The sequence below is a fragment of the Candidatus Hydrogenedentota bacterium genome, assembly GCA_016791475.1.
Lineage (GTDB): Bacteria > Hydrogenedentota > Hydrogenedentia > Hydrogenedentales > JAEUWI01 > JAEUWI01.
The window spans coordinates 1-21,930 of sequence record JAEUWI010000075.1 but is presented as its reverse complement, the minus strand read 5'-3'; the positions used below and the strand labels follow the sequence as shown (position 1 = coordinate 21,930).

At 61.0% G+C, this 21,930-nt stretch carries 18 protein-coding genes and 2 pseudogenes; 7 read left to right on the top strand and 13 right to left on the bottom strand.

Features of this window, described 5'->3' with window-relative positions:
- Positions 1-366: 366 nt before the first annotated feature.
- From JNK74_25690 to JNK74_25675, 4 genes are all read left to right on the top strand, one after another.
- Positions 367-762 carry a response regulator gene (locus tag JNK74_25690; protein ID MBL7649583.1) on the top strand — a complete coding sequence of 132 codons (396 nt, stop codon included), beginning with the start codon at positions 367-369 and terminating at the stop codon, positions 760-762.
- A complete protein-coding gene (locus JNK74_25685) occupies positions 762-2,345 on the top strand; it encodes a GAF domain-containing protein (GenBank protein MBL7649582.1) in 1,584 nt (527 codons plus the stop codon). Before JNK74_25690 ends, JNK74_25685 begins: the two co-directional genes overlap by 1 nt.
- A gap of 13 nt (positions 2,346-2,358) precedes the next feature.
- The gene (locus tag JNK74_25680) at positions 2,359-3,390 is read left to right on the top strand and encodes a DUF3616 domain-containing protein (GenBank protein MBL7649581.1); all 1,032 of its coding nucleotides are present in this window, start codon (positions 2,359-2,361) and stop codon (positions 3,388-3,390) included.
- A gap of 111 nt (positions 3,391-3,501) precedes the next feature.
- Entirely contained in the window at positions 3,502-4,800 is a 1,299-nt protein-coding gene (locus JNK74_25675; GenBank protein ID MBL7649580.1) for a PQQ-like beta-propeller repeat protein, read from the top strand.
- Positions 4,801-4,866: 66 nt separating this feature from the next.
- Here the strand turns inward: JNK74_25675 and JNK74_25670 are convergent, their stop codons facing one another.
- Entirely contained in the window at positions 4,867-5,016 is a 150-nt protein-coding gene (locus JNK74_25670) for a hypothetical protein (protein MBL7649579.1), read from the bottom strand.
- A 156-nt stretch (positions 5,017-5,172) separates the two neighbouring features.
- Here JNK74_25670 and JNK74_25665 point away from each other — a divergent pair, with 156 nt between their 5' ends.
- Together JNK74_25665 and JNK74_25660 are read left to right on the top strand one after the other, a co-directional pair.
- Complete coding sequence (locus JNK74_25665) at positions 5,173-7,674, top strand: DUF2339 domain-containing protein (GenBank protein MBL7649578.1); 2,502 nt, start codon at positions 5,173-5,175, stop codon at positions 7,672-7,674.
- Entirely contained in the window at positions 7,667-8,977 is a 1,311-nt protein-coding gene (locus JNK74_25660) for a CCA tRNA nucleotidyltransferase (protein ID MBL7649577.1), read from the top strand. The genes JNK74_25665 and JNK74_25660 overlap by 8 nt, the downstream gene beginning before the upstream one ends.
- A 101-nt stretch (positions 8,978-9,078) precedes the next feature.
- Here the strand turns inward: JNK74_25660 and JNK74_25655 are convergent, their stop codons facing one another.
- Complete coding sequence (locus JNK74_25655; GenBank protein MBL7649576.1) at positions 9,079-10,098, bottom strand: hypothetical protein; 1,020 nt, start codon at positions 10,096-10,098, stop codon at positions 9,079-9,081.
- Between the two features lie 266 nt (positions 10,099-10,364).
- Here JNK74_25655 and JNK74_25650 point away from each other — a divergent pair, with 266 nt between their 5' ends.
- The gene (locus JNK74_25650; protein ID MBL7649575.1) at positions 10,365-12,380 is read left to right on the top strand and encodes a hypothetical protein; all 2,016 of its coding nucleotides are present in this window, start codon (positions 10,365-10,367) and stop codon (positions 12,378-12,380) included.
- 59 nt (positions 12,381-12,439) lie between these two features.
- Here the strand turns inward: JNK74_25650 and JNK74_25645 are convergent, their stop codons facing one another.
- The 11 genes and pseudogenes from JNK74_25645 to JNK74_25595 all read right to left on the bottom strand — a co-directional run bounded on the left by JNK74_25645 (position 12,440) and on the right by JNK74_25595 (position 21,776).
- A complete protein-coding gene (locus tag JNK74_25645; GenBank protein ID MBL7649574.1) occupies positions 12,440-13,867 on the bottom strand; it encodes a DUF1501 domain-containing protein in 1,428 nt (475 codons plus the stop codon).
- 196 nt (positions 13,868-14,063) lie between these two features.
- A complete protein-coding gene (locus JNK74_25640; protein ID MBL7649573.1) occupies positions 14,064-14,282 on the bottom strand; it encodes a type II toxin-antitoxin system RelE/ParE family toxin in 219 nt (72 codons plus the stop codon).
- A gap of 108 nt (positions 14,283-14,390) precedes the next feature.
- Positions 14,391-14,705 carry a type II toxin-antitoxin system ParD family antitoxin gene (locus tag JNK74_25635; protein MBL7649572.1) on the bottom strand — a complete coding sequence of 105 codons (315 nt, stop codon included), beginning with the start codon at positions 14,703-14,705 and terminating at the stop codon, positions 14,391-14,393.
- A gap of 54 nt (positions 14,706-14,759) precedes the next feature.
- On the bottom strand, positions 14,760-15,047 hold the full coding sequence (locus JNK74_25630; protein MBL7649571.1) for a HigA family addiction module antidote protein: 288 nt from the start codon (positions 15,045-15,047) through the stop codon (positions 14,760-14,762).
- A gap of 15 nt (positions 15,048-15,062) precedes the next feature.
- Positions 15,063-15,341: pseudogene (locus JNK74_25625) on the bottom strand (type II toxin-antitoxin system RelE/ParE family toxin).
- Between the two features lie 106 nt (positions 15,342-15,447).
- Positions 15,448-17,859 (bottom strand): PSD1 domain-containing protein, encoded by a 2,412-nt coding sequence (locus tag JNK74_25620; protein ID MBL7649570.1) that lies wholly within the window; start codon positions 17,857-17,859, stop codon positions 15,448-15,450.
- Positions 17,860-17,973: 114 nt separating this feature from the next.
- Entirely contained in the window at positions 17,974-19,095 is a 1,122-nt protein-coding gene (locus tag JNK74_25615) for a type II secretion system F family protein (protein MBL7649569.1), read from the bottom strand.
- A gap of 7 nt (positions 19,096-19,102) precedes the next feature.
- On the bottom strand, positions 19,103-20,311 hold the full coding sequence (locus JNK74_25610) for a type II secretion system F family protein (GenBank protein ID MBL7649568.1): 1,209 nt from the start codon (positions 20,309-20,311) through the stop codon (positions 19,103-19,105).
- Positions 20,298-20,819 (bottom strand): hypothetical protein, encoded by a 522-nt coding sequence (locus tag JNK74_25605; GenBank protein ID MBL7649567.1) that lies wholly within the window; start codon positions 20,817-20,819, stop codon positions 20,298-20,300. Before JNK74_25605 ends, JNK74_25610 begins: the two co-directional genes overlap by 14 nt.
- A pseudogene (locus JNK74_25600) lies at positions 20,819-21,397 on the bottom strand (prepilin-type N-terminal cleavage/methylation domain-containing protein). Before JNK74_25600 ends, JNK74_25605 begins: the two are co-directional and overlap by 1 nt.
- The gene (locus tag JNK74_25595; GenBank protein ID MBL7649566.1) at positions 21,387-21,776 is read right to left on the bottom strand and encodes a hypothetical protein; all 390 of its coding nucleotides are present in this window, start codon (positions 21,774-21,776) and stop codon (positions 21,387-21,389) included. The pseudogene JNK74_25600 and the gene JNK74_25595 overlap by 11 nt, the downstream one beginning before the upstream one ends.
- Positions 21,777-21,930: the final 154 nt, after the last annotated feature.

Sequence of the window (21,930 nt, the reverse complement as noted above, 5' to 3'; positions counted from 1 at the left end):
ACTGTTTTCCCAAGGCTAGTATGTCCCATTTTATCGCCGATGTCCAGCCGTCGCGGCCCGAAAGAATTTGCATCAAAAATTCAGAGACTGCGGAAGCATGGATCGGGGGATTTCCAGCCCCGGCCCATGCAACGCGGTTGCATGGAACAAAAAAAGGGTGGAGAATACTTCCCGCCTGGAGGTTCGCCAGACGCTGGTGATTACATGGTGCTCTCAATGTGATTAGACGGTCGCGCCGCCGTCCGCGACCAATCAAGGAAAGGGCCGGATTGTCGGGAGGGTGTGCTACACTGGAGAAAAGTTATAGCGCGGGCCAATCGCCTCGATGAAGCCCGCCTCTGAATTCAAAGAGAGGAGTTTGGCCGAATGGCATTGCCGAAACGTGTTCTGATTGTGGACGATGACGAAAGCGTACGCCTTTTTGTCGCCGGCGTCATGGAGGCGGAGGGGTGGGAGAGCATAGAAGCCCTCAATGGTCAGCAGGCCATTGACCGCGCCGAGGCGGAGAAACCGGACCTCATTGTACTCGATGTGAACATGCCGGTCATGGACGGATTCACCGCCTTCAGAATGCTCCGCGAATCCCCTTTTACCGAAACGATACCCATCATCATGCTCACGGCGGTCAACGAGGAAGAGGGGACGGCCTACAATGTAGATCGGATGGAAGAGGAATTCGGCGTCAAGGGTCCCGAGGGCTTTGTGGACAAGCCCGTCGATCCCGTGTTTCTGCTTCAAAGTGTCCTGGGGGTGATCGGCTGATGCCCGTCTGCGAACTCGTCATTCTCAAAGCGGCGGGGGATGTGGAACGCTATACGATTCCCGAGGGCGGTATACGCGTGGGGCGGGGCGAGGATAATGGAATCACGCTGAGTTCGAAGCATGCATCCCGCTACCATGCGCGGTTCTGGGTTGAGGACGGCATCCTGCGCTTCGAAGATCTCGGCTCGCGAAACGGCGTCGAAGTGAACGGCGTGCGCAGGGAAGATGGCGCCCTCGCCGACGGGGACCGGATCATCATCGGCGGGCAGGAGATCCGGGTGGAGATCGCGGCCGAGTCGGGCTTTGGGCGCGCCGCCATAACCCGCGAACAGGCCGCCGCCCTTCGAGAGTCCATCATTCGGGAGGCGGGCGACGAACGCCTCATGGTGCTCTATCGCGCGGCCAACTTACTTGGAGAGGTATTTGACCTCGACGAATTGCTGGACAAAATCCTGCGACTGATTTTCCAGGCGCTGCCCGTGAGGCGCGGTTATATTCTCACCCTGGGCGGGGTGGACAAGCGGCCGGAGATTCGCGCCGCACTGTCCCAGGGCGGTGCCGAAGAGGGCCCCCCACTGAGCCACACCTTGATCCAGCATGTTTTTGACAATGCCGAAGCCATACTCACCAATGACGCCCGGTCAGACAGTCGCTTCGGGCGTGCCGAGAGCATCATGGGCCACGATATCCACGCCGCCATGTGCGCCCCTCTCCACGGGCGAAGCGCCGTTGCCGGTGTGATCTATGTGGACGTGGGCAATACGAGTACTCCCCTGGGAGAATCCGACTTGGAGCTCCTCTCCGCCGTCGCCCAGGTGGTGGGCGTTGCGGTGGAAAACGCCCGGCTCTATCAGGAGAATATGGAGCGGGAACGGCTCGCCGCCATCGGCATGGCGACCGCCGGGCTGGGGCACTGCATCAAGAACATTCTTACGGGGATTCGCGGTGGCGCCCAGTTCATCAATATGGCTATCGAGAAGCAGGATTTCAAATACATGGACCGGGGCTGGCCTATTCTTCGGGGCGCCATGGACCGCATCGACCGGCTCGTGATGAACATGCTCGTATTCTCCAAGGATCGACGTCCCGACCGTGCGCGGACGGACATTAACGTAATCGTCCGCGACGTGCTGGCCCTCTTTGAAGAGCGGGCGAGAAAGTACAAAGTCGGCCTGAGTTTTGAGCCCGACCCCGTGGGTATAGCGAATGTTGACGCTCAGGGCATCTACCGGGTGGTGCTCAATCTCGTGGTTAACGCCGTGGAGGCATGCGAGCACAACGAAGGCGCCGTTTCCGTAACCTGCGTCTGCACGGACCAGGGATGTACCATACGGATCGCCGACACGGGCATAGGGATTCCCGAGGAGATCGTGCCTCACCTCTCCCAGGCCTTCATCAGTAGCAAGGGCAGCGGAGGAACAGGTCTCGGCCTCGCCTGCAGCTATAAAATTGTCCGGGAGCACGGCGGCGATATCCAGGTGAAGAGCCAGCCCGGATCGGGTACCGTGCTGACGGTCTATATCCCCGAACAGCAACGAATCACCCAGCAGCTCCACAGGGCCACGGCCGGGAAAAAAACATGAGGAATGGAAGAACTTGTCTCGATACGGAAGTCCCATCATTGCCGTACGTCGGGGGGCGTACTTACTTCTCGTCGCGGCGCTTACCTTTGCGGGCGGCCGCCCGACCCAGGGGGAGGAGACCGGCGTGAAAGCCGACAATACCCCCACGGTTGGCGCACCCCTGACCGTTAAAGAGCGCCGCATGGAGTTGTCGGGCTGCGCCGTCGTCGATGGCGGCGTGCTCGTGGTGGAGGATGAATTGATCGGCGCGGTTCTCCTCCTCGAGCACTTGCGCGCGGCCCCCCTGGAACTTTCCACGGTGAAGCTGGAGCGAAAGAAGAAGGCGCGCGCGCCCTACGCGGATGCTTTCAAACTCTTTCCTTTTCAAGACTTCGAAGACATCGCGAGCGATGGCGCCACGCAGGTGTATTTCATCGGTTCACATCAGGGAAAAGACGGGGAGCGCCGGCCGGATCGCGAGTTTCTTCTCCACGGGGAATGGGACGAGAAGGATCGGGAACTCAAGGTCGTCGGTGAACAGTATGGACTGCTGGAGATGATTGCGCCCGCCCTTGAGCGCCTGGGGTGCGCCGTGGGACTCAGCGCGACCGAGGTCAACCCCAATCTGAACATTGAAGGACTCGCCCTGAACGGCGCACAGCTATTCATCGGGTTTCGCGCTCCACTTACGGCCGATGGAAAGGCCATCCTCCTCTCCACGGCCGCGACTTCGGCCCTGGCGGGCAAGGGGACCGTGGACCATGCGGTCATGGAGCTGGATGGCGGCGGAATCCGCGCCCTCGACTGGGATCCCGTGCGCGGTCGACTTCTTATCATAAGTGGCGCCTCCGGCGAAGCATCGGGGGGAGCCCCATCGGCCGCCCTTTGGGAATACGACCCCGCAACCGGGGTAACGAGTAAAATGCTGGAGTTCGAGCCGGAACTCGCCCGGAAAAGTCCCGAAGGGGTCTGCCGCCTGCCCGAGCAAGCCGGTGGCCGACTGCTCGTCGTGCTGGATGGTGAGGGAAGCGAGTCGGGTGCGGAGTTCATAGAAATCGAAGACTAAACGGCTCCGGCGGGGTCGCAAAAGTTTGAAAACACGCGCCTTGCCAGTGCACCATGAATCCCAGCGAGTCACAACGGCAAACCAACAACATTTGACGAGGAATCTCAATTCATGCGAGTGAAACGTAGCTTCTGCAAGACCCTGAGCGCTTTCGCCTGGGCGACACTTTTCATCGGAGGTTCTCTGAACGCCCCGGCGCAGGCCGAGGAGTGGGTGCAGTTTCGCGGCCCGAACAGTGCCGGCATCAGCACCGCCACTGGGTTGCCCACCACCTGGGCTAGCGACCAGAACGTGGTCTGGAGCACCAAACTCCCCGGCCCCGGAGGTTCCAGCCCCATCATCGTCGGGGACAAGATTTTTGTCACCAGTTACACCGGCTATGCCGAGTCCATCGAGAACCCGGGCGATATGAATAACCTCGTCCGCCACTTGATCTGCCTTGAACGCGGCTCCGGCAAGATTCTCTGGACAAAAGAGTTCAAGGCAAAGATGCCGGAGTCCGAATATGTGGGCGGAAACAACACCCGTCACGGTTACGCCACCAGCACACCCGTCAGCGACGGCAAGAGCCTGTTTGTGTTCTTCGGAATTTCCGGCTTTTATGCTTTCGACTTGGACGGCAATCCCCTCTGGGAAGCCGATCTGGGTTCGGCCACGGACGGCTGGGGTTCTGCTACCTCCCCGATTCTCTACAAGAACACGGTTATCGTGAATGCCGGTGTCGAAAGTGAAAAGCTTGTCGCCCTCGACAAGGCCACGGGCAAGGTCGTCTGGAGCACGGGTGGCATGACCAAGACCTGGGCCTCGCCGGTTCTCGTGGACGTGGGCGGAGCCACCGAACTGGTGCTCAGCCTTCCCGAAAAGCTGGCGGGCTATGACCCCGAAACGGGCAAGGAACTCTGGTTTTGCAAGGGCGTGCCCGACTTCTACGTGTGCCCTTCCGTTGTTGCGGGCGACGGCGTGGTCTATGCCACGGGTGGCCGCAAGTCCGCCACCCTCGCGGTGCGCGCCGGCGGCCGGGGCGACGTGTCCGGCAGCCACGTCCTCTGGACCGTCGAAAAGGGCAACAATGTCACCTCACCGGTGCTTCTCGACGGATACCTCTACTGGCTCCATGAGTCCCGCGGCGTCGCCTACTGCGTGGATGTGAAGACGGGCGCCGTCGTTTACGAAGGCGAACTGGATCCGAAGCCGGGCCTCCTCTACGCGTCCATCACCGCTGTTGACGGCAAGCTCTATGCCCCTTCGCAGACCGGTGGCACCTACGTGCTCGCGGCCAAACCCCAGTTTGAGCAACTCGCCGTCAACAAGTTCGCCGACGATCCGTCCCGCGTGAATGCCACGATCGCCGTATCGAACAATCAGTTTATCCTGCGCACCGATCAGGCCATTTACTGCATCGGGCAGTAAGTCCACCAAAACAATTCATTTCAGGAGGCGCCTCCAAGTGGGGCGCCTCTTTCGTTTCACCCGGTATCAGTTATTGGGGCGGCGGTTGAGCATGATGAGGAGGGCGCCCACCACGCCCGTGGCAATCCAGACCCAGGAGGGAACCCCCGCATTCGCCAGAGCGAGGGGCGCAAGAATCGCCACAAGCAACAGGAGCCAGCCAAGCAACGTCATCATGTTCGAGTATCCTCCGGGGTAAAAGTGCTAGAAATCGGCGATCAAGCCGCCTGATCGGCGCCAGTATAGTCGGCGCCTTTGCCGGGTTCAACCCTTGGAATGACAAGGGCTTTCGGGTACAATGCGTTTATGGATTGTGGGTACGGATAGGCGGTCATGGAACCAAAAGCGCGCATTCGCGAGTTAGAAGGCAAGGTGGCCGAATTGACCGCCCTCGTGGCGCGCTATTCCGCCGAAGATGCCGCCCGCGCACTGGAGCGCCATGGCGCTGAACACCACCTCGCAGACGGTGTGCTCAGGACCGTGGATCAGGTCCTGCTGGGAGAGCGCGACGAGGCTATCGAGAGCCACGTCGGCGCCGTGTGGGTCAGCCGCCTCGCCGCCGTCGTCATCATGATGGCCCTGGCCATGGCGGCCCGAACCACCTTCGCCTATCAGGAAATCGAAGAAATCGGCAAGGCCCTGATCGGCTATGGAATCGCCGCCGTCTTCATCGGTTACGGACTCTTTTTCGAGCGGAAGCGCGACCTCTTCGCCCAGGCCGTGCTCGGCTGCGGTCTCGCCGTCCTCTATTTCACCACCTACGCCATCTTCTTTGTCCCGGAAATGCAACTCCTCGACGCGCCCCTCTGGGGCGTACCCGTCTCCGTCGCCTGTCTCGCCGGCGTGCTCATCATGGCCCACGTGCGCTCCAGCGAGACGGTCGCCGGTGTGGCCCTCTTTCTGGCCTACTACACCGTCTACGCGAGCTGCATCCTCGCGCCCTCAACGGAAAGCCTCTGCCACGCCGCCGCCACCTGTGCGCTTCTCGCCCTTATCGCCCTCGTCTACCAGGAAAGCCACCGCTGGCTCATGTTCTCCTGGGCCGTCGTGATCGCCACCTACGTCACCTATGGCTACTGCTTTCTAAGGCAGCCCGCCGTCGTACCCATGGATGGGAGGACCTATTTCTGGGTCGCCACCGGCCTCCTGACCGCTTTTTTCCTCCTCTTCGCCCTCACCTCCATCGCCGGTCGTCGGCGGGGGGGCTACTACCGTCCCATGGCCGCCCCGCTGGCCGCGGCAAACATGGCGGCCTACTATTTCTACGCACTCCAATCGGTCCAGGCTTTCTACCCGGAGGGCGCTTGGATCTTCCAGGCGGGCCTCGCGCTGGTGCTCTTTCTGGTCGCGCTGCTCGCCGAGACACGGGGGCAACGGAGCAACCTGCTCTTTCAGGTCTACATCCTGGGTGGCGTCGTCGTCACCAGTCTGGCCCTCCACGCCGCTCTCCCATTGGCCTACTTCCTGATCGCCATGGCCCTGGAGTGTCTCGTCCTCACGCTGTTTTTCCAGCGCTCCGGCGTTGTCGGATTCAAGGTGATCGAACTGGCCCTCATGCTGGCCACCGGCGGAGCGGCCCTGGCCGCCGCCGGACTGGTCGCCCCCGTGCACTTCGGCGGATGGCAGATGCCCGCCAACCGCTTCTGCGCCTGGGGTATCAGCCTCCTCTTCGTGCTCAACGCCTGGCTCTACGAAAAATTCACCACCGCCCGTGCGCCGGAGCAACGCACCCGGAGCGGACACTGGTTTCTGGCGGACTCGCGCCTTGACTGGGACGGCTCCGCAATGGCCATGGCCCATGCGGCCTGCGGCGCCTTCGTGTTGCTGACCATGACCATAATCGAGCTCAGTGAAACCCCGGAATTGCCCTTTGTCCTCGGTGCCCAGGCGTTTGTGGTATGGATGCTCGGACTGATCCTGTTGACGCCTCAGGTCTGCGTCGGCGCCGTCCTGCTTCTGGTGGCGGCCCACGCCTGCTACCACGTTTTTCTCTATCTGCCGCTCGAAAACTTCGCCAGACAGCAGAATTACATCGCCTACACGGTGGCCCTGGGCGTGCTCACCTATCTCGGCGGGCACGGCTGGGAGCGTTACCTGCTCCGTTTCCGGAAGGAGGAAAGCGATCTCGAGCACCATCTTATCGTCGCGGTACCCTTTCTCATCGGCACGACCCTTCTGGCAAACCTCCTGACCCGTGAACTCAATCCCCTTCACGTGCCCGCGGCCCAGGGCGCCCTCGGTGTGGGCCTCGTTCTCCTCGGCAGCTTCAACCGCTATACGGGCGTGAAGGCTTCCGGCATCCTCGCCATGATGTTTGCCATACACAGCTTCTACACCGGTTTGAATCATCCCGTCAGTCCGCTGGACAAGGAACCCCTGTTCCTCGTCTACTTCGCCCTTTTCCTCGCCACCTGCATGGGCGCGGAGCGGCTCTTCGCCTTTCGAAAGATGCACGGCGCCGCCGGAACACGGATCGAAGACGCCCTCCGTACTCTCCTCGTTTGGATGGCCATGGTGCTTGGACTCCTCGGCCTCTACCGCTGGAGTTCGGCGGAGAACCTCGTTTTCTACCTTCTGGCCTACGCCGTCATCGTCCTCGGCCTGGGCGTGGTCTTTCGCGAGAGTCGCTATCGCTGGGGCGCACTACTCCTCTTCGGCGTGGTCACCTATCGCGCCTTCACTCAGTTTCAGGATCTTCCGCCGGTCTATCAGGTCCTCGTTTTCGGCGTGCCCGGTATCGTGCTGATCATCGTTTCCTGGGCCTATTCCCGCCGCATCGCCCGGTTCAGAAAGGCGGCCCGGGAAAAAGCCGCAGCGCGCACGTCCCATGGCTAGTGACGAGGAGACTGCCCGTAGAATCTGCGCGCGCCTGCGCGGCGCCGGATTCAGGGCGCTCTTCGCGGGCGGATGTGTTCGGGATCGGCTCCGTGGAGAGCAACCCAAAGACTTCGACATCGCCACCGATGCCCCCGCGTCGGAAGTAATGGCACTCTTTCATCACACCGTCGCGGTGGGTGCCGCCTTCGGTGTTATCATCGTCGTGGAAGAGGGCCAGCACTTCGAAGTGGCCACCTTTCGCAAGGACGGCCCCTATCTCGACGGTCGCCGTCCCAGCACCGTCGCGTTTGTGGATGAAGTCGAAGATGCAAAGCGCCGGGATTTCACCATTAACGCCCTCTTTTTCGATCCGGAGACGGATGAGGTTCTGGATTATGTGGGCGGCCGAGACGACTTGGCACGGGGCTTGATCCGCTGCGTCGGCGAACCCGAAGCCCGGTTCAACGAGGATCATCTTCGCCTCCTTCGCGCCGTCCGCTTCGCCGCGCGCTTCGGCTTTGATATCGAGGAGAAGACGCGGTCCGCCATGGTCGCCCAGGCGGCCACCATCCAGAAGACCAGCGCCGAGCGGATTCGCGACGAGCTTGAGAAGATGCTCTGCGGTCCGCACCCCGAGCGCAGTCTGCGCCTGCTCGATGAGACCGGCCTGCTGCGCGAGATTCTGCCCGAGATCGCCGCCATGAAAGGGGTTGAGCAGCCCCCGGAGTTTCACCCGGAGGGCGACGTATTCGTTCACACCCTGCTGCTCCTTCAGCACAAGCCGGAGCCTTGCAGCGTTACCCTCGCCTTCGGTGCGCTCCTGCACGATGTGGGCAAGCCGCCTACCCAGACCTTCGAAGATCGCATTCGCTTCAATGAGCACGAGCGGGTTGGCGCGAAAATGGCCGAGACCATCTGCCGTCGCCTGCGCATGTCCAATGACGAGACCGAGCGCATCACCTGGCTCGTGGCCCAGCACATGCGCCTCGCCAGCATCCCCCAGATGCGCGAAAGCCGCCGCAAGCGTTTCGTCCGCGAAGAAGGCTTCGACGAACTCCTGGCCCTCTGCCGCCTGGATTGCCTCGCGAGCCACGGTCACCTCGAAACCATCGAATGGATCGAGGACTACCGCCGAAACCTGCCGGAAGAAGCCCTGCGGCCCGAGCCGCTGCTTACCGGCAAGGACCTGATCGCCATGGGCCACACACCCGGCCCGCAATTCAAGGAAGTGCTCCAGGCCGTGGAAGACGCCCAGTTGGAGGGCGTGATCAGCACGGCGGAAGAGGCGCGGGACATGGCATCGGACATGCTGGCAGGGTAGAGGGCATGGACAAGCGGTATTACGTAGATATCATCGCGAGCAAGCGAAACGGAACCCTCTACACGGGGATGTCAGAACTCGCAAACCGAGCCCCCGGCGCCTCAATCCAGCTGATTTAAATCTTCCCCATCCCGGCCAACAAAATGGCGCTTGGTGTAAAGGAAGAAACCCAGGAGCAGGCACCCCCACAGCGGCGTGGCCCATAGTACAACGGACTGCATGGTGCCTCCTTCGATGAAGGAACGCATGACTTCCAATTGTTTCTCAGGCATGCCCATGGCCGTGTAGAAATCCATCAGATTGCCTCGGGAAAAAGTTACAAAGGCCGAGGTTCCCCAAAACAACACCAGGGCTACGGTGCCCCACCAGGCCAGGGGCTGAAGGCGGTAGCAACCGCGAGCGAGCACGGCACAGCAAAGGGAGAAGGACACGATGGCTACGGCGCCGGGTATTCCCGTCAACACCGTACCGAAGAAGGGCGTCGCCCAATGGTAGGCCGCCATGGAGAGTATGAGCACGGAATAGCTGCCCAGCAGAATCACCTGTATGAGGACGGGAAGGGGACAGGCATCGGTCCAGCTCGGCTCTGGATTGGTGTACTCACAGGTCGCTTTTACATTTTTGCCGGCGTATACCAGCAGTAGCGTCCCGGGTATCAAAATGTAGATTACGAAAGAGAACAAGAACATGGTCACCGCCATGATCTTCCCGCTACCGGGGGGCATACCGCCCTGACGCTCCATCTGCTCCATCATGTCGCCCATAAAAAACAGCATGGTGATTGTTCCCAGCCCGCCACACACCAGACCAATCCAGGAAGCGGCCAGGGTCAGTGAACGGGCCCAGCGCCGCGCCTTGAATGAACCGTAGCCCATGGAAATAAACCAGGCCCCAATCAGGCCATAGATCAGACCGCCCATCGCTATGGAGCCGGCCTGCATGCCCTGTTGTTCGGCGGCCTCTCCCATCATCGCAATTGTGGCCAGTCCCGCGACTATGATGAGTGTCGCAAGAAGTCCGGCAAGCAGGCCAAGACAGAGTTGAATAATGCCAAAGGTCACCAGAAGCGTCGTGCGGTTCTGGAAGTGCGGCGTGTTGGGCGCTGCGGTGAATTCGCTCATGGTGAGAACTCCCTCGTGGGTTGGGCGGCGGCGAGCGACCGTCCGCAGGCTCAAACTCGGCCCCCGAGACAGCGCTGCCGCACCCTTTCACTGTAGACCTCCCGCATGAAATCTGCAAGGGAATTCTCGCACGTACGGCAACGGCAGACGGGAAGGCGAAGCACGAGCACCGAGAAGGAAAGGACACTAAACAATTGAAATTCCGCCGGGCTTTCCTTATCGTGAAGTTCTGGCCAATGGAACCGCTGCAAACGAGGGCAACCGCCATGCGCATCTACACTCTTCTTCTGACGGCGCTTCTGCTCGTCCCGAAATTGGTTGCCCACGCCGCCACCGTGGATGAACTCATCGCGCTTGCCGGAAACGCGCCCTCCGACGCCGTGCGTTTGGTAATGCTGCGCCGGCTTTCAGCGCACCCCGATATTACGGACCTGCAACGCGATGAAGCAAGAAGGTTCACGGGCGAGGTCGCGCGCTACCTGGATCCGGGCAAGGATCGCATGTACTACTTCGACAAGTCTATCCTCGATCACGATGACTACGATTTCGGCGTTGCGCCCGATTCGCCCCTCTATCCTTTGACCCATCTGTATCGCGCTCGAATGCTCGCGTGGGTAACCCTGGAATACGGCGGCTACTGGAAGGACCCGGAAGTGCGCCGAGCCCGGCTGGACAAGGTCCGGACAGTGTTCGAGCAGGCGCGAGATGCCTTTCCTGAGGAACCCCTGGCGCGGATGTATCTCGGTGATATTGTGGAGTCCAAGTCTTTCTACAAGACTCCCGACAACGTTCCCGACTGGGCCGTCGCCCAGCGGGAAGGTCTCGAACGCCTTACCGACATAATCCACTGGTGGATCGATCACCGCCAGCGTGAGGACGGCCAGTATGGCGGCGGCTGGGGTGACGATTGCGAGATGTGGCGTTTCTGGACGCCTGTTATCATGGGGTTTGAGGACCCAAAGATCCGGGCGGCCCAGGAAAAGCTCTCCAGAGCCCTGCTGGATCAGGACCATATGCGCGGCGGCTACACCCGCAACGTGCACGATGTGGAGCACACATCGGAGGACAGCTCCGACGTTCTTACACCCATGCTGCATCTTGCGCCCGACAGTGCCGAGTGGGCGCGTCGTTCCATGCGCCTCGTGGAGCTGAGCGAGTCCCTTTGGATGGGCCGCAATGAACGCGGACACCTTCAGTACAAGAGCACCTACTTTTCCGTGGATACCGTCGATTCTTCTCCGAAGCGTGCCTGCGATACGGTTTACCATCCGCGCGTGCTGCAGCCCGTTTCGCTAATTTGGCAGCGAAATCACAACCCGGAGCTCACGAAACTTTTCAGCGATTGGATGGACACCTGGGTCGATGCCGCGGCCCGCGAAGAGCGCGGCAAGCCGGCCGGGGTGATTCCCAGCGCGATCCACTGGCCGGACGGCGCAATTGGCGGCGTGGGGGAGCACTGGTGGGACCCGGAGAACCACGACAAAGATCCGCTCTACGTATTTCCGAGCGCCATGAGCCAGTTGACCCATTTGCTCCTACTGACCTGGCACATCACCGGCGATGAAAAGTATCTCGCACCCATCCGCAGCATGGCGGCGCTTCGCCAAGCCTGGGAGCAAAATCCGGTCGAGCATCCCGAGCCGGGATCGGCGCCATGGTGTGGCATGAAGATGGGCGACCAGTCCAGCGTGCTTTCCAAATATCGCATGCTCTCCGGTAGCACGGAATTCGACGCCATGCTGGAAAAGAGCGCGCCCTATCCACATTTCCTCTTTCACGGTGACGTGGCGGCCCTGCTGGAGGCGCTGCAACGAAACGCCAGGGCCCTGAGTATCAATTTCCCCGGCTACACCAGCGAGGTCCGCTATACCGACCGCGTATTGCGGTTTCCGTCCCTCTTTGGCGAAAACGGCATGTACCCTGAGGCCACCTCGGGCATTGAAGAACCAGACCCGGCGCTGCTCTACGCCACGGTGACCGGAGACCCCGGCACGTCCTATTACTTTCCGCTGAATGCAGTTCGCTGGCTCACTGCGCCACGAAACATCGCCGCACTGGTGACGGAGTCTGGGCCGGGCAAGCTCCAGGCAAAGCTCTACCACTTTGGAGAATCGCCCAGGGAAATGGGCGCGGAGTTTTATCTCCTGAAACCAGGGGAATACACGTGGTCGATTTCGGGAAAATCGGAGCAATTCACGGTGACCGGTCCGCGAACGGTGGTGCAGTTTACCGTGCCGCCGCGGGAGGAAGTGGAACTCCGGGTGGAGCAGGTGAAATCGTAAAGAGCATCCCATGGGATGCTGAAATCGCGACGGGAGAGTAGCGAAGTGCGAGTCCGTCCCTACACGAGCAAATCCGTCACCACTTTCCCGGCGACATCCGTCAGGCGGAAATCGCGGCCCTGGAAGCGGTAGGTCAGTTTCTCGTGGTTCATCCCCAGGCAATGGAGCACGGTGGCCTGAAAATCGTGGGCGTGGACCGGCTTGTCCACCACGTTGTAGCCGAAGTCGTCCGTCGCGCCATAGACGATGCCGGGCTTGATGCCGCCGCCGGCCATCCAGAGCGTGAAGGCGCGGGGATTGTGATCCCTGCCCATGCTCTCCTTTGTCACCTCGCCCTGGACCATGGGCGTGCGGCCAAACTCGCCGCCCCAGATCACCAGCGTCTCATCGAGCAGGCCGCGACGCTTTAAATCTTTCACCAGCGCCGCCGCACCCCGATCCACCTCGCGCGTAATCACCGGCAGGTCCTCAATCAGATTCTGCTTGCCTTTCCCGCCGTGGTGGTCCCAGCCCGTGTGAAACAACTGCACGAAGCGCACGCCCCGCTCAACCAGCCGCCGCGCGAGGAGGGCATTGTTCGAGAAGGCCGTTTTGCCCGGTTCAACGCCATACATCTCCCGGACCGATTCCGGTTCGCTGGCGATGTCCATCAGTTCGGGCACGCTCGTCTGCATGCGGTAGGCCAGTTCGAAGGCTTCGATGCGCGTGACAATTTCCGGATCACCGACGCTCTCGTATTGCCAGCGGTTCATCTGGTTGATCGCGTCTACGGTGGTTCGGCGCCGCGAGGCGTCCATACCGCCGGGATTGTTCACAAAAAGCACCGGATCGCCCTGACTGCGGAACTGTACGCCCTGGTGCGTGGACGGCAGAAAACCGTTGCCCCAGTAGCGCGACTGCAGCGGCTGAGTGCCTTTGCCCGAGGTCAGCACCACGAAGGCGGGGAGGTCGGAATTCTCGCTGCCCAGGCCATAGCTCGCCCACGCGCCCATGCACGGACGTCCGGAAAGGGGCGAGCCACTGTTCATAAAAGTAACCGCCGGATCGTGGTTGAACTGGTCCGTATGCATGGACTGAACCAACGCGATTTCATCGGAAATGCTGGCGATGTGGGGGAGGAGCTCGCTGAACCACGCGCCGCTCTGGCCGTGCTGGGCAAATCTCCAGCGGGTGCCGCCCAGATTGGGCACACCCTTCAGGAACGCAAATCGCTGTTGCTGCATCAGCGATTCCGGCACCGGTTCGCCGTCGTGCGCCGTCAGATAGGGCTTGTAGTCGTAGAGGTCCAGATGGCTCGGGCCCTCCGACATAAACATGTAGATGACATGTTTCGCCCGGGGCGCATAGTGCGAGAGACGGTCGGGAATCTCCGCTTCACTTTTCACGCCCAGCAACGATGCCAGCGCCGCCACGCCCACAACGGTGGCGGAGCGATTGAAGAATTGCCGGCGGGTGATGACTTTGCTGTGGGCTTCTTGGAGGTTCATGTCTGACCCTTGGTGTAAACCTACTTCTTCTTGTCGTCCTTAGGCACTTGGAAGCCGATGGGACGCTTTTCGATCTCTGGGGGTGCCATCAGTTGGCGGAGAGTATGGCAACGCCCTGCTTGGTCAAAGACCGTAGCATATAGCGCCGGTCGACCCAACTTGAGGTCACAATGTGTGACCTAAAAACCTATTCAAGTCATAGGAAATCGTCGAGGTGGCGACGTGAATCCATATCATCCTTGATGATACGCATTACAAAGACCACCTCTTCATATTCGATCGTGTAGAACACTACGTGCCTGGGCTTCCCGATTCGGGTACCACTTCGCTTTTTGCTCAGCGCGATATGATAGCTCCGCACGTCCGGACGGAACTCTGGGTGCAAACGGCAAGTCGGGCGTTCGGGGTCTTCCAAGATATCCTTAAGCGCCCGCACCACGAGTAGGTCATACGCGTCCGCTGCTCAGAATTGTATCTCCGTGCCGTGTACAACCAGATCGCGTCTCGTATCGTCGCGGCGGGACTAAGCCGAAGCTTGCGGGGCATTCCGTTCTCTCGCCAGTCGCTCTCGCCCGCGTCTGCAGACATCTTCATGCGCGGCATCGAAGTCTTCTTTGGAATTCAACTCCAAATACTCGCCACGCTCGTAGGCTTCACGCGCTTCCTGAAACTCCCCTCGAAGATACTCCACGCGGGCCAGATGCTCGTCCTTCTGGGCTTTGAGCAGACGCAGCGCTTCGCGCACGACTTCACTGGCGTTGTTGTAGTCGCCGGATTCAACGCTTTCGCGGATAAAATCGGCCTGGGCCGCAGTCAGATTTACGTTTTGTGTGGGCATGTCTGAATTTTCGCACGATTGGCAATCTTTGTCAATCTGACGTTGGTGGCGGCGTCACGCGAGATTGAGACGTCCAACGTGAATCTCATCCTCGTGTTCGCGCGCCTCTGCAAGGTCGTAGGCCGTTTGGAGGCGTAACCAATGGTCCGCATTGGACCATCCGACTTTCTCCAGCCGGATTGCCATTTCGGGGGAGATTGCGGAATGCCCATTGAGTACGCGCGAGAGCGTATGCCGCGCCACACCTAAAATTTTTGCGGCTTCGGTTACATTCAGACCGAGAGCGTCCAGACAGGCGTCCTTTATCGATCTTCCCGGGTGGGGTGGTTTTTTCATTGGCATCGCGTGCGGTCCTTATCAGTGGTAGTCCACAAGATCAACATCGTGAACATCACCGTCGTAAATTCGGAAGGTGACGCGCCAGTTTCCTGAAATGGTTACGCTTCAATGTCCCTTGAAAGCGCCTTTGAGTGGATGGAGCCTGTAACCTGGAAAATCCAAGTCCACTGGCATTGTCGCGTATTCCAGATGAGCCAGTACATCCTCGATCCGGCTAGCCTGCTCGGGATTCACAGCGCTTGGGTCGCCATGCTGATATAGACGTTTCAAACCTCTGTGCCGAAAGGACCGGATCATGACTTACTGTACCATGTGGCGGTACGCGTAGCAATAGTCAGCTAGTGATTTCCCAGGCAAGTATTTCGCGCTATTCCTGACGCCCCGGAAGCTCGCCTCCATTTGCCTAACCCTTCGTCACCGTTTCGTCCAGATTCAACAATACGTTCGCAATCGTCGTCCAGGCCGCCAGCGCCGCCGGTTCCAGATCGGCGGCCACGGGCGCGCGGCCCTGGGCGATGAGGGCCTGGGCCGCCGCCCCATCGGCACTGAACGCCGCATACTGTTCGTGGTAGAAGCTGGTGAAGAAGGCCCGCTCTTCATCGCGCGGTGGACGCGTCAGACACTGTCGCAGGGCAAAGGTAATCCGGGCATCGAGGTCGGCGCCGCCCTCGCGCAGGATACGCTGGCCGAAGACCCGGGCCGCTTCCACAAACTGAGGGTCGTTCATGGTGGTCAGCGCCTGGAGCGGCGTGTTGGTGCGCGGACGTTCCGCCGTGCAATATTCGAAGCCCGGTGCGTCGAAGGCCTGGAACGTGGGGTAGGGCACGGAGCGTCGGCGAAAGGTGTACAGGCCGCGTCGATAAAGATCAGGCCCCGTCGTCTCCGGCCATACGCCCGCGCCATAGCCGGTGAGCGCCTTTTCTTCCCAGAGGCCCGGCGGCTGATAGGGGTAGACGCTGGGACCGCCAATCGCCGGATTCAACAATCCACTCACCAGCAGCGCGTTATCGCGGATGGCCTCGGCCGCCAGGCGGAATCGGGGCCCGCGGGCCATCAGCACGTTGTTGGGATCGGCCATGTAGGCGTCGTTGCCCACATTCACCGTCTGCTGGTACGTTGCCGAAGACAGGATCATGCGGAGCAATCCTTTTACGTCCCAGCCGCTCTCCACAAAGGTCACCGACAGGTAATCCAGCAATTCCGGATGGGAGGGCAGGCTGCCTCGCGTGCCGAAATCCTCGGAGGTTTCCACCAGACCCCGGCCAAAAAGCTGCTGCCAGATCCGGTTCACGGTAACCCGGGCCGTCAGGGGATTCCTCGGATCCACCAGCCAGCGCGCCAGATCGAGCCGGTTCGGCGTGCGTCCTTCGATGCCCTCCAGCGGGGGCCAGCTCGCCGGTGTGTTCGCCGTTACCGGGTCGCCGGGCTGGAGAAAATTCCCGCGGATGTGAATCTTGGCCTCGCGCGGCGTGTCCATCTCCTCCATCACCAGCACCTGCACGATCTTTTTCTTCTTCTCGGCGTATTCTTTGCGCAGGGCCGCCAGACGGACCTGCTCAGGCGCGCTGTTCTCGTTGGCCGGCGTAGTCTCGGCCGGCGGGGGAAACTTCGCTTCCAGATCCGCAATGACCGACGCCAGGCCATCCAGTTCCGCCTGAAGCGAGGGCTCCGGCGGCAACTCCATCAACGGAGCCCGCGTCTGGTTGGTGCCGCCGCCGAGTTCGGGCACGTTGTTGAAGAAGGAATAGAGCTGATAAAAATCCTTCTGGGTAAAGGGGTCATACTTGTGATCGTGACACTCCGCGCAGCCCATCGTCGTGCCCATCCAGGTCGTCATCGTCGTGTTCACCCGATCCACCACCGCCTTTGTGCGGAACTCCTCCTGGTCGATGCCGCCCTCTTCGTTAAACATCGTATTGCGATGAAAGCCCGTGGCCACCTTCTGCGCAAAGGTCGCCTCGGGCAGCAGATCCCCCGCGATCTGCTCTATGGTGAACTGGTCAAAGGGCATGTTCTGGTTGAAGGCCCGAATCACCCATTCGCGATAGGGCCACATGACGCGCGGTGCGTCCACGTGGTAGCCCGCACTGTCGGAAAAGCGCGCCAGGTCCAGCCAGAAGCGCGCCCGATGCTCGCCGTAGTGGGGGTTGGCGAAGAGCCGGTCCAGCACCCACTCCAATGCGTCGGGTCGCGTATCGGCCGCAAAGGCATCGGCCTCCGCAACGGTGGGCGGCAGGCCGGTAAGGTCGAAACTCAGCCGGCGGATCAGGGTGTGACGGTTGGCCGGTGGCGCGGGAGTGAGCCCCGCCGCCTCCATCCGCGCCAGCACAAAGCGGTCAATATCGTTCTTCGGCCAGGCAACGTCCTTCACCGCGGGCGCCTCCGGCTTCACCGGCGCGATATAGGCCCAGTGCGGCTCAAAGGGCGCCCCCTGCGCAATCCAGGTCCGCAGCGTCTCCACCTCCGAAGCATCCAGCCCCTCGCCCTCGGGTGGCATGCGATCATTCGCATCCGTCGATGCGACACGCTGCAGCAGCGTGCTCCCATCTGGATTCCCCGGCACGAGGGCCTGATGCCGACTTTCCAACGTGACCGTGGCTCCCTCCAGGTTGTCCAGCCTCAACCCCGCCTTGCGCACCGCCCCGTCCTGCCCGTGGCACTTGAAGCAGTGCTCCGCAAAGATGGGACGGATGTCGCGATTGAAAGAGAGGGGGGCGGTCCCATCCGCCGCAAAGGAACCCGTCGCAAGCGGCGCGAATAGAATCGGCGTCAGGAAGCGTCGAAAGAATAGGGGGGGCCATCGCCTGTTGATCATCACTGAAAACTCCGCCAGATGCTGTTGGAGACCAGTGTAGATCAGATTCGCACGTGGTGCAATGTCGGCGGTAAGCGCTGGAGCGTCGGGCGGGTCCCGTTGCACGTTAGTGCATCAGGAAATCAGCAGCGGAAAGGACATGATCGTTATGAAAAAGGCGCCGTACACGAGAAACACCAATAGTCCATTGAGAAGGATGAGCAAGGGGGCTCCCAGTTCGAGGGCCATGCGGGCCTTGTGGACCGACTGGTTTCGGTAGAGAGTCGAAGCTTGCCGTAGTGCCTCCGGGAGCTGGCCACTGGACGCCCCCAGCGCGACCAACGCACGAAACGCGGCGGGGAAGAACACGAAGTCATGATTAAGAGCAACCCCCACATCTTCACCGCCCTCAACCGCCGTGGCGAGACGCGCAAAAGGGCCGCTGCAGGACTTCGGCAGGGCAGAGTTCGACGTAATTCGGAGTGCCTGTGGAAGGGGGACTCCGGCGCGCAGAAGCCGCCCGAGTATCGCGCATGCCGCGGCAAGCTGGCCCCGCCGCTGCGCCGGTCCAATGAGCGGTATCCAGGGGGCGATTCGTGCCCAGTCGTAGGATAGCCGTCCTCCGCGCAACCGAGAAAACTCCAGTGCGATCCAGAACAACGGTAGTAGTATTGCGCCGCCGAGTAATACAAGGGGTATTCCGCCGGCGTGAAGCGTATTGGCCCACTGCAAAGTCGCTGGGGGCATGCCGCCGAATTGAAAGTTCAGCGCAGTGATCTGAGGTGACACAAAGGTCAGGATGATCACGACCAGGAGAAGTTGCGAAAACAGGGTAATGGTCAGATAGAGATTAATCGAGGCGACCCGTCGCCGGAAGGTGAGCTGCTCTTGCAATTCCTCTTCCAGATCGGCAAGCACCTCGGCAAGCTGGCCACCGTTCTCGCCCGCCTCAATCAGCTTCACGTAAAAGGGTGGAAAGAAATTCGGCTGATTCTCGATCGCCTGGCAAAGGGTCAAGCCGCCATTCAATTCGCGGTGAAGCCAGTAGAGTGAATGCCGCAGCATGGGGCGCGGCGCATCCTCACTCAACCGAAGAAGGCCCTGCCCCAGAGGGAGCCGGGCATCGACCAGCTCGCGAAGGGCGCGGGTGGCGGCGAGTAAATCCCGCCAATGGCTCAGCCACCGGTAGTAGCGTCCGGGTGCCGCGGGTGGCGCGGAAGTCATCCGGTTTGAATCGGAGATATCGAGGTTGGACATGGCTCTTTCACCATACAAGCTGCGGAAGCATAAAGATTGGAAGAAAGCACGACACGATGGATGCGCCGACGACAATGCCGGCGATCACGATTAGCGCAGGACCAGCGGTGGCGCAGAGCGAAAGTTCTTCCATCTCGAGTTCGCGGTGGCAACTGTCCGCGAGCCGTCGCAGGGAGAGCGGCAGGGTGCCCGCTGTTTCAGCCTGATTCAACATCCACGCATGGGAACGCCTCGCTATGCCGAATTGCAGGAGTACCTGACTCACGGACTCTCCTTGAGCCGTGCGGGCCGCCGCCCTGACGGATGCCGACGCGATGCGCGGACTGCCTGTGGCCAGGCCGGCCAGGCACATACTCTCCACGATCGGGGCGCCACTTTCCAGCAGCGTTCCCAGTGCCTGATAGAAGCGGGCCTCCAACACACCCCTGTACAGGCGCCCGGCGACCGGAGTGACCAGCAGGAGCGCTTCCCGGAGCCAGCGCACACCCGCGCGCGCGCGGGTGTTGAGCAAGATCACGTATCCGATGTAAAGCAAGATCAGGAGGGGCATGAACGGTATCAAGGACTTAACAAGGTGGCCGACATGGAGCAACAAGCGCGTGGGGAGCGGTAGGGAGCCGCCCATCTGCTCGAACATGATCTCGAACTGGCTGATGACGAGAGGGACAAAAACACCGAGAAAAATGACCAGGGAGATGAGGAGGATGATGGGGTAGGCCAGCAGGGCTTGAAGCCGCTGGGTCAACTGGGCCCGTCGCTGGCTGAACGCCGAAAGATGCAGCAGCACACCCGGAAGATTGCCCGTGCGCTCGCCAATTCGGATCAGGCTGAGATAGATCGGCGGAATTGCACCGCTGTGGCGCGCCAGGGCCGCCTCCAGCGTATTCCCGCTCTCAACCTGTCGCTGCGCATCTTCCAGCATGCCTCGAAGGCGCTCTCCCCGCGCCTCGCGTGCGAGTTCCGCCAGTGCCGGCGCCAGGGGCATGCCGCTCTGGATCATCGCGGCAAGCTGACTGGTGAACAGGCTCAGGTCCTCCGAACGCAGCGGGCGCGCTTCACGCTGAAATCCGCGCGGACCATCCAGATTTTCCAGGTGATGGACAAATTCGCCCTCGGCGCGAAGTGCATCGACCAGTTCATGGGCCGACTCGGCATCTCGTTCACCGGCGACGGGTGTACCGGTGCCGTTGATTCCAGAATACTTAAAACGCGGCATTGGGGTCCCCGTCTTCCTTGTTCATGGGCATCTCGCGCCAGGACACCCGAGCCAGTTTCCCGTTCTCCGTCGGACGGAAGACTCCTTCCACGCAACGTCTGACCGAGCCCGCCCGTGCGATGGCGTACACCGCGAACCAGCCATCGGGCAGGGACTTGGGGTTTCTTGCCACCGTGATCCACTTAACTGGGGGTGTTCCAGGAAAGGACTCCGGTGTGATGCTGTCCGGGAAGTGGGTGAGGTGTATGCTGCCCGCCGGGTCCCAATTGAGAAATCCCGAATACCCTACGGAACCGCTTTCTCCGGATTCGATCCGCAATCTCGCTATCTCCAGCGCCGCCTCCGCGCCCGCCAGCGCCGAGGCCTCCATTGCCGCATACTGGGCGTGGCGCACATGGCTGGTTGTCCGAAGCGCCAGCACGGTCAAGGGCGTCAGCACGGCGGCCGTAAACACCATGCAGAGCAGCAACGCGGCCCCTCGAATCGCTTCACGTCTTGTCGTTGCCATCACGGATTCCTCGGTGTGACAAGTTGGGTGTTCACATGGGCCAAGGTGATTTCTCGCGCGGTTCTGCGCGACACGCCAATCGTGATCAGCACACCCTCGCCTTCCGCCTCAAACCAGAGTCCTCGATCCTTGCGACCATCGCCATCCAGATCAGCGGCGTCGTCCACCAGGCCGTTCGCCAGGACGTCCACCTGGTCGCCTGCGATCAGAACCAGTTGACTGCTCGACAGCCCGTCGTGATTGGCGTCGTCATGATCGCGGGTGAGTGTATGTATCGCGCCCAGCTCGGGCTGCCCCATGGCATCCACCGCCAGTCCGTTCTCGTCCAAATCCTGCACCATGCGATAGGAGAGGGTTGCGGAGGGCAGGGGCGAGAGACTGGCCCGGGAGGCCTGTCGAAGTTCGCGGCGGAAAATAGCGAGGGCATGTGCCGAGGCAACGGTGGAGTCCAGCTTCTTGCCGATGACATCCGAGGTGCTGTTCGCCATCATCCAGGCCTGCCAGATCATGGCAAGCGCCGCCGTAAGCAGCGCGGACGCCGTGAGAACTTCGATCAGAGTAAATCCATCACGGCGCATGGACCGGACCTCCGATCACATAAAGCGATTCCACCTCGATGACGTGGCCCCGAGTCGATTGAGTGGTTACCATGATCCGCGCGGCGGTGATCCCGTTGAGGTCATCCACGGGTTTCACGGTAATGGTGCAACTTTCCGCCAGATCGGCGGGCGGACTCAGTTGGATTGCATCCGCCGAAGTCGGTGCCTGGCTGTGGAGTTGCTCAAGGCAGTGGGTCAAGCAGCGCGCCGCGAGGAGACGCCGCTCGCCCAGTTCCCGCGTCAGCGCAATACTCGAAAGAGCGCCGAGCAGCAGCACAAGGCTCAGAAAGAGAATCCCAGTCGCAAACGTGACCTCCAGGAGGGTAAAACCGCGAAGGTTCTGATTGCTTGTCCCCATGATACAAAGGCTCCCGTTGCAGCAGGCTCCCTTCATATCACGGATCCTCCGGGAATCTCAAGAGAGCCGTCAGGTATTCTGAGCTATCCCCAGTTTGGTGCAGCCTGTGCGGTGGCCAGTATTTTGAGTGCATCCACGGCGTCCGATATTTTCT